Origin of the sequence: Thauera phenylacetica B4P (genome assembly GCF_000310225.1) — a bacterium.
Lineage (GTDB): Bacteria > Pseudomonadota > Gammaproteobacteria > Burkholderiales > Rhodocyclaceae > Thauera > Thauera phenylacetica.
In genome coordinates this window covers 1-7,496 of sequence record NZ_AMXF01000201.1, presented here as the reverse complement: position 1 = coordinate 7,496, position 7,496 = coordinate 1, and the positions used below count along the sequence as shown (strand labels likewise).

General features: G+C 70.5%; 7 protein-coding genes. 5 read left to right on the top strand and 2 right to left on the bottom strand.

Annotation, left to right across the window (positions count from 1 at the left end):
• Nucleotides 1–104: 104 nt before the first annotated feature.
• The 5 genes from C667_RS18065 to C667_RS18045 all read left to right on the top strand — a co-directional run bounded on the left by C667_RS18065 (nucleotide 105) and on the right by C667_RS18045 (nucleotide 3,487).
• On the top strand, nucleotides 105–476 hold the full coding sequence (locus tag C667_RS18065; protein WP_004373864.1) for a DMT family protein: 372 nt from the start codon (nucleotides 105–107) through the stop codon (nucleotides 474–476).
• Between the two features lie 28 nt (nucleotides 477–504).
• Nucleotides 505–1,143 (top strand): deoxynucleoside kinase, encoded by a 639-nt coding sequence (locus tag C667_RS18060; protein ID WP_004373863.1) that lies wholly within the window; start codon nucleotides 505–507, stop codon nucleotides 1,141–1,143.
• An 89-nt stretch (nucleotides 1,144–1,232) separates the two neighbouring features.
• Nucleotides 1,233–2,048, top strand: a complete 816-nt coding sequence (panB, locus tag C667_RS18055) for a 3-methyl-2-oxobutanoate hydroxymethyltransferase (RefSeq protein WP_004373862.1) — start codon at nucleotides 1,233–1,235, stop codon at nucleotides 2,046–2,048.
• A gap of 31 nt (nucleotides 2,049–2,079) precedes the next feature.
• Nucleotides 2,080–2,907 (top strand): pantoate--beta-alanine ligase, encoded by an 828-nt coding sequence (gene panC / locus C667_RS18050; RefSeq protein ID WP_004373861.1) that lies wholly within the window; start codon nucleotides 2,080–2,082, stop codon nucleotides 2,905–2,907.
• 133 nt (nucleotides 2,908–3,040) lie between these two features.
• On the top strand, nucleotides 3,041–3,487 hold the full coding sequence (locus C667_RS18045; RefSeq protein WP_004373860.1) for a CBS domain-containing protein: 447 nt from the start codon (nucleotides 3,041–3,043) through the stop codon (nucleotides 3,485–3,487).
• Nucleotides 3,488–3,646: 159 nt separating this feature from the next.
• Here C667_RS18045 and pepN read toward each other — a convergent pair whose 3' ends face one another.
• Together pepN and C667_RS18035 are read right to left on the bottom strand one after the other, a co-directional pair.
• Nucleotides 3,647–6,322, bottom strand: coding sequence for an aminopeptidase N (pepN, locus tag C667_RS18040; protein ID WP_004373859.1), 2,676 nt, complete (start codon nucleotides 6,320–6,322; stop codon nucleotides 3,647–3,649).
• Between the two features lie 155 nt (nucleotides 6,323–6,477).
• On the bottom strand, nucleotides 6,478–7,377 hold the full coding sequence (locus C667_RS18035) for a universal stress protein (protein ID WP_004373858.1): 900 nt from the start codon (nucleotides 7,375–7,377) through the stop codon (nucleotides 6,478–6,480).
• Nucleotides 7,378–7,496: the final 119 nt, after the last annotated feature.

Genomic DNA, 7,496 nt, shown 5'->3' with positions numbered 1-7,496 from the left:
CCGCGCTCGCCGGCCAGGCGATCGAGCGCGTGCCGGCCCCCGCCGACACCGCGCGCCGCCCCCACCCCTGACCCGCTCGCCACCGCCCCGCCCTCCGTCCGCCCATGGCCGCCTGGATCCAGTCCGTCAGCTCGATTCCCGTGTGGATGCAGACCGCGCTGCTGCTCACCGCCTCCAACGTGTTCATGACCTTCGCGTGGTACGGCCACCTGAAGAACATGCAGACCAAGGCCTGGTACGTGGCCGCGCTGGTGAGCTGGGGGATCGCGCTCTTCGAGTACCTGCTGCAGGTGCCCGCCAACCGCATCGGCGCCACCACGTTCAGCCTCGCCCAGCTCAAGATCATGCAGGAGGTGATCACCCTGCTGGTCTTCGTGCCCTTCGTCGTGCTCTACATGAAGCAGCCGCTCAAGCTTGACTACCTGTGGGCGGCCTTGTGTATGCTCGGCGCGGTGTATTTCATCTTCCGCAACTGACGCGCGCTCGCCGCAAAGACAGCCCAGCATGCTCGACAAGGCCCGCTACATCGTCGTCGAAGGTCCGATCGGCGCCGGCAAGACCTCCCTCGCCCGCCGCCTGGCCGACCGCCTCCAGGCCGAAGCGGTGTTCGAGCAGGCCGAGCTCAACCCCTTCCTCGGCCGCTTCTACCAGCAGTCCGAGCGCTGGGGCCTGGCGACCCAGCTCTCCTTCCTGTTCCAGCGCATCGACCAGCTCTCCACCCTGGGCGCGATCGAGGGCGAGCGCCGCGTGGTGGCCGACTTCCTGTTCGACAAGGACCACCTCTTCGCCGAGCAGAACCTGTCGCCGGACGAACTCGCGCTGTATCGCCGCGTGCATGACGGCCTGCAGCCGCGCAACGCCCCCCGGCCCGACCTGGTGATCTACCTGCAGGCGCGCCCCGACACCCTGATGGAGCGCATCCGCAAGCGCGGACTGGACGCCGAGCGCCGCATCACCGAGCTCTACCTCGAGCAGGTCGCCGAGCGCTACACGCGCTACTTCTACCAGTACGACGCCGCCCCGCTCTTCATCGTCGATGCCGGCAAGCTCAACCCGGTGGACCGCGACGAGGACTTCGAGCTGCTGCTCGTGCGCCTGCGCGAGATGCGCAGCTACCGCGAGTTCTTCGGCTACGCGGACTGAGTTCGCCCGGCCGCCGCGCGGCGAGGGCTGCGAGGCTTGTGCAATGCACCAGTTTGCCCGACACTGCCGCCTCCCAACAGGAGCGATGAATGAGCTATCTCCAGGACCAGAAGCCCGTCACCCTCTTCGAACTCGGCAAGATGCGCGCCGAAGGCCGCAAGATCGCGATGCTCACCGCCTATGACGCGAGCTTCGCCGCGCTCCTCGGCCGTGCCGGGGTCGACTCCATCCTGATCGGCGACTCGCTCGGCAACGTGCTGCAGGGACAGAAATCCACCCTGCCGGTGACCGTCGAGCAGATGGCTTACCACACCGAGTGCGTGGCGCGCGCGGGGGCGCGCCCCTTCGTCGTCACCGACATGCCCTTCGGCAGCTACCACGAGAGCCGCGAGCAGGCGATGCGCAACGCCGCGCGCCTGATGGCCGCGGGCGCGCAGATGGTCAAGCTCGAAGGCGGCGCGTTCATGGCCGAGACCGTGCGCTTCCTCGTCGAGCGCGGCGTGCCGGTGTGCGCGCACATCGGCCTCACCCCGCAGGCGGTGCACCAGCTCGGCGGCTACCGCGTGCAGGGCCGCAGCGAGGAAGGTGCCGCGCGCCTCAAGGCCGACGCGCTCGCGCTCGAGCAGGCCGGCGCGGCGCTGATGGTGATGGAGATGGTGCCCGCTGCGCTCGCCGGCGAGATCACCGCCAGCCTCTCGAGCATGGCCACCATCGGCATCGGCGCGGGCGCCGCCTGCGACGGCCAGGTGCTGGTGCTGCACGACCTGCTCGGCGTCTTCCCCGGCAAGACCGCGCGCTTCGTGCGCAACTTCATGGAAGGCTCGGCCAGCATCGAGGAAGCGGTCGCGCGCTACGTCGCCGCGGTCAAGGACGGCAGCTTCCCGGCCGCCGAGCACTGTTACTGAACCCGCGTCGCGCACGCGAGAAAGCACACACATGCAGATCCACGAGACCATCGACAGCCTGCGCGCCGCGCGCGCGGGCGCCGGCCGCGTCGCCTTCGTGCCCACCATGGGCAACCTGCACGAGGGCCACATCGCTCTGATGCGCCAGGCGCGCGAGCACGCCGGCTGCGTCGTCGCCAGCATCTTCGTCAACCGCCTGCAGTTCGGCGCCGGCGAGGACTTCGAGCGCTATCCGCGCACCTTCGCCGCCGACTGCGAGAAGCTCGCCGCCGCCGGGGTCGAGCACCTGTTCGCGCCCGACGAGACGGTGATGTACCCGCAGCCGCAGCGCTACCACGTCGATCCGCCGCACGAGCAGGTCGCCATCCTCGAGGGCGAGTTCCGCGCCGGCCACTTCCGCGGCGTCGCCACCGTGGTCATGAAGCTGCTCAACCTCGTGCAGCCCGAGGTCGCGCTGTTCGGCAAGAAGGACTACCAGCAGCTCATGGTGCTGTCGAACATGGTGCGCGAACTGGCGATGCCGATCGAGGTCATAGCCGGCGAGACGGTGCGCGCCGCGGACGGCCTCGCGCTGTCCTCGCGCAACGGCTACCTGAGCGCGGACGAGCGCGAGCGTGCGCCGCTGCTGCATCGCCTGCTCGCGGGCATCCGCGACGCGGTGCGCGCGGGGGGGCGTGATTTCGCGCGGCTGGAAGTGGACGCGATGGCCGCGTTGAGCTCCGCGGGCTGGGCGCCCGACTACATCGCCGTGCGCCGCCGCCTCGACCTGCAGCCGCCGACACAGGCGGATGAGGCGCTCGTCGTGCTCGCGGCGGCGAAACTCGGCCGCACGCGACTGATCGACAACCTGGAAATCTGAAGCGGGGGGCTGGATCCGGGTGCGCTCGCGCTTGCATCGGCGGGCGGATCTGGTTAAAAACCGTAAAACCCGCGAATAAAGGCCCGGCCGCGACCTGCGGCGCGCATTTCAACGAAGAAGGGGGAGTGGAAAGATGATGACGACGGTAAAACAGATCCTCGAGGCGAAAGGCGGCACCTTCCATGCGGTGCGCCCGACCGACTCGGTCTTCGACGCGCTGTCGCTGATGGCGCAGTTCGACATCGGCTGCGTGCTGGTCACCGACGGCGACAAGCTGGTCGGGATCTTCACCGAGCGCGACTACGCCCGCAAGGTCGTGCTCAAGGGCCTGGTGTCGCGCGACGTGAAGGTCGGCGACCTGATGACGCCCAACCCCTACACGGTCGGCCTGACGGGCACCGCCGACGACGTGATGGCGACGATGACCGCCAAGCGCTTCCGCCACATCCCGGTGGTCGAGGAAGGCAGGGTGATCGGCATCGTCACCATCGGCGACATGGTGAAATCCATCGTCACCCAGCACGAAAAGACCATCAAGCAGCTCGAGAGCTACATCGCCGGCGACCTCGCCGCGGAGTGAGCCGCGCGGCGACACCGCCGCCAGAAATGCAGACGCCGGAGCCGACGAGGGTCGGGTCCGGCGTCGTCGTTTGCGCGGACGAGAAGCGCGCAGGGACCGCTCAGGAACCAGGCCCGCGCCGCCCCCTCACCTCACTCCTGACTCCTCACTCCTCACGCCTCACGCCCCCAACGCCTTGCCCACGATCTCGGCCACGTCCGCGGACAGGCCCGGCGCGGCGAGCACGCGCTCGAGCTGCGGGCGGATGCTGGCCTGCAGGGCGGGGGTGAAGTGGCGCCAGTTCTCCAGTGCACGTGCCATGCGCGCGGCGACCTGCGGGTTGCGGGCGTCGAGCGCGATCACCTGCTCGACCCAGAAGGCGTGGCCGCTGCCGTCGGCGGCGTGGAACTCGCCCGGGTTGGCGCGGAAGAAGGTGCCCAGCAGCGCGTACACCTTGTTCGGGTTCGACAGGCTGAAGGCGGGGTCGCTGAGCAGCACGCGCACGCGTGCCAGCGCGGGCTCGGCGGCGTCGCCCCAGCGCCAGGCGCCGGCCTGCAGGGCGAACCACTTGTCGAGCACCAGGGCGTCGTCGCGATGGCGGTCGTGGAAGGCCTGCAGCGCGGCGGCGCGCGCCGGGCTCGTGCTCTGCACCAGCGCGGCGAGCGCACCGAAGCGCTCGGTCATGTTGGTGGCGTCGGCGAAGCGCGCCTCGGCCAGTGCCAGGCCGTCGGCCATGCCGGCGGCGGCGAGGTAGCGCAGGGCGAGATTCACCAGCGCGCGGCGGCCGGCGTCGCCCGGGTGGTAGCGGTACGCGCCCGCCAGCTGCAGGCGCTCGACCACCTCCAGCCAGTCGGCGGCGAGCGTGGCGCCGAGCGCACGCATCATGCGCACCAGCGCGCTGCGCAGCGCGGCGGGGTCGGCGGGCGACATGCGCTCGAGCAGGTAGGCCTCGCCCGGCAGCGCGAGCGCCTGCGCGCGGAAGGCGGGGTCGAGCGCGCCGTCGTTCAACAGCGTGCGGAAGGCGGCAACGAAGGCCTCCGGCACCACCGCCGCGGGATCGGCGGCGAGGGCCAGCGCGACGCGCTCGGCGTAGCGCTGCGCGGCGTCCCAGCGGTTGCAGGGGTCGGCGTCGTGCGCCATGCGGAAGGCGAGGCGCGCATCGTCCTCGTCGAGTTCCAGGATCACCGGCGCCGAGAAGCCGCGCAGCAGCGAGGGCACCGGCTCGGCGCTCACGCCGACGAAGCGGAAGACCTGCACATCCTCGGTGAGCTTCAGCACGCGCGTGCAGGCGCCCGCCTGCGCCTCGCCTTCGAGCCGCAGCGCCACGTCGCGCCCGTCCGCGCCGATGAGGCCCACCGCGACCGGGATCACCAGCGGCTGCTTGACGTGCTGGCCCGGCGTGGCCGGGGTCGATTGCGCCAGCGTCAGCGTGTAGCTGCCGTCGGCGGCGTTCCACACCCCGCTCGCCTTCACCCGCGGCGTGCCGGCCTGCTCGTACCAGCGCATGAACTGGTCGAGGTCGAAGCCGTTGTTGGCCTCCGACATGACCTCGACGAAGTCGTCGCAGGTCACCGCCTGGCCATCGAAATAGCTGAAGTAGAGGTCCATGCCGTTGCGGAAGCCCTCCTGCCCGAGCAGGGTGTGCAGCATGCGGATGACCTCGGCGCCCTTCTCGTACACCGTGGCGGTGTAGAAGTTGTTGATCTCCTGGTAGCTGTCGGGGCGGATCGGGTGCGCCATCGGCCCGCCATCCTCGGGGAACTGCGCCGCGCGCAGCACGCGCACGTCGTCGATGCGCTTGACCGCACGCGCCGAAGCCGCCCCCTCGGGGCCGGCTGCGCGCGCCAGCATGTCGGCGGAGAACTGCTGGTCGCGGAAGACGGTGAGGCCTTCCTTGAGGGTGAGCTGGAACCAGTCGCGGCAGGTGACGCGGTTGCCCGTCCAGTTGTGGAAGTACTCGTGCGCGACCACGCTCTCGACGTTCTCGTAGTCGAGGTCGGTGGCGGTGTCGGGCTTGGCGAGGATGAACTTGGTGTTGAAGATGTTCAGCCCCTTGTTCTCCATCGCGCCCATGTTGAAGTCGGCCACGGCGACGATCATGAAGCGGTCGAGGTCGAGCTCCAGGCCGAAGCTCTCCTCGTCCCAGCGCATCGAGTGCACCAGCGAATCCATCGCGTGCTCGACGCGGTCGAGGTTGCCCGCTTCCACCCAGACCTGCAGCAGCACCTCGCGGCCCGACATCGTCGTGACGCGGCGCTCGAGTGCGACCAGCTTCGCCGCGACCAGCGCGAAAAGATACGAGGGCTTGGGGAAGGGATCCTCCCACTTCGCGTAGTGGCGGCCCTCGGGCAGCAGGCCCTCTTCGACCAGGTTGCCGTTGGAGAGCAGCACCGGGCAGGCCGCGCGGTCGGCCTCGAGGGTGACGGTGTAGCGCGCCATCACGTCGGGGCGGTCGGGGAAGCAGGTGATGCGGCGGAAACCCTCGGCCTCGCACTGGGTGAAGAAGCCGCCGTTCGACAGGTAGAGGCCCGACAGCGTGGTGTTGGCGCGCGGATTCACCCGCGTGACGACCTCGACCAACACCGCGTCGCCGCTCGCGTCGATCTCGAGCGCGCCATCGGCCTCGCGCACCGCGGTGGGCGCCGCGCCATCGACCGTCAGCGACACGCGCTCGAGCGCCTCGCCCCACAGCCGGATCGGCCCCTCGGCGGCGTCGCGGTTGCGCACGCAGCGCATGCGGTTGGTGACCAGGGTGGCCTCGGCGTCGAGGCGGAAGTGCAGATCGACGGTCTCGACCGTCCACGACAGCGGCCGGTAGTCGGCGCGCTGGATCGTCGGGGCATGTTCGGTTTTCATTATGAGTTCTCCATCGGCGCCTCGCGGGCGCGGCAAGGGCGCGAGTGTACGCCCTGGCGGGCGAGCCGCACAGGGTCGGCGGGCTGTGCCTGGCGCAAAGATGCGACCTGGACGAAGCGGTCGCGCGCGCAGCGCCCGACCGCGACCGACACGCCTCAGTCGGGCTTGCGGTCGCAGACCAGCACGTCGGCGGTCGAGCGCGCGAGCACGTGCTTGGTGACGCTGCCGAGCAGCATCTCGCCGAGCAGGCCGTGGCCGCGCTTGCCGATCACGATCAGGTCGCAGTCCTGCTCCTGCTCCTGCTCGAGGATCTGCGTGGTGGCCTCGCCGTGGACCACGATGCGGCGCACGCGGTTCTCGTCGAGGCCGGCGCGCGCGACCAGCTCGTTCATCTGCGCACCCGCCTCGCGCCGGGCATTGACGCGCAGCGAGGACAGCGCGTTCTCCTCGACCCCGGCGTAGCGCAGCTTGCCCTCGAAGGGCACCTCGAAGGCGTGCAGCAGCACGAACTCCGCCTGCGGCGCCACGCGCCGCGCGAACTCGAGCGCCTCGAGCGCGCGCGCGGAGAAATCCACCGGCACGAGCACGCGGCGATAGGGCTCGTGGGCGATCTGCTTGACCACCAGCATGGGCCGCACGGACTTGCGCAGCACGCGCTCGGTGGTGGAGCCGATCAGCAGCTCGCGCATGAAGCCGGCGCCGCGCGCGCCCATCACCAGCAGGTCGGCGTCGATCGCCTCGGCGTGGCCGACGATCTCGCCGAGCACGCCGCCCACCGCCAGGTGCAGCTCGGGCGTCACCCCGTGGCGCTTGTGCATCTCGGCGGCGAGCGCCTCGACCTCTCCGCGCACCTCGTCGAGCAGCTTCTCCTGCAGCCCGGCCGAGTCGGCGTCAAGCAGGTGACGCAAGGCGTCGAGCGCGCCGGCATTGACCACGTGCTGCAGCGACAGGCGCGCGCCGAGCTCGGCGGCGAGCAGACAGGCGCGCACCACCGCGTGGCGGGCGAGCGCGGAGAGGTCGGTGGGGGCGACGACAGTGCGGATCGGGTTCATCATTCAGTCTCCTGAGGCCGGTCGGGCACCTGCGCCCGCAGGGTCCGCCGCGGGCTGCAAGGCGGCCGCGTCCAGCGCCGGCGCAGCGGCTTGCGTGCCGGCGGCCTGCATGCCGGCGGCTT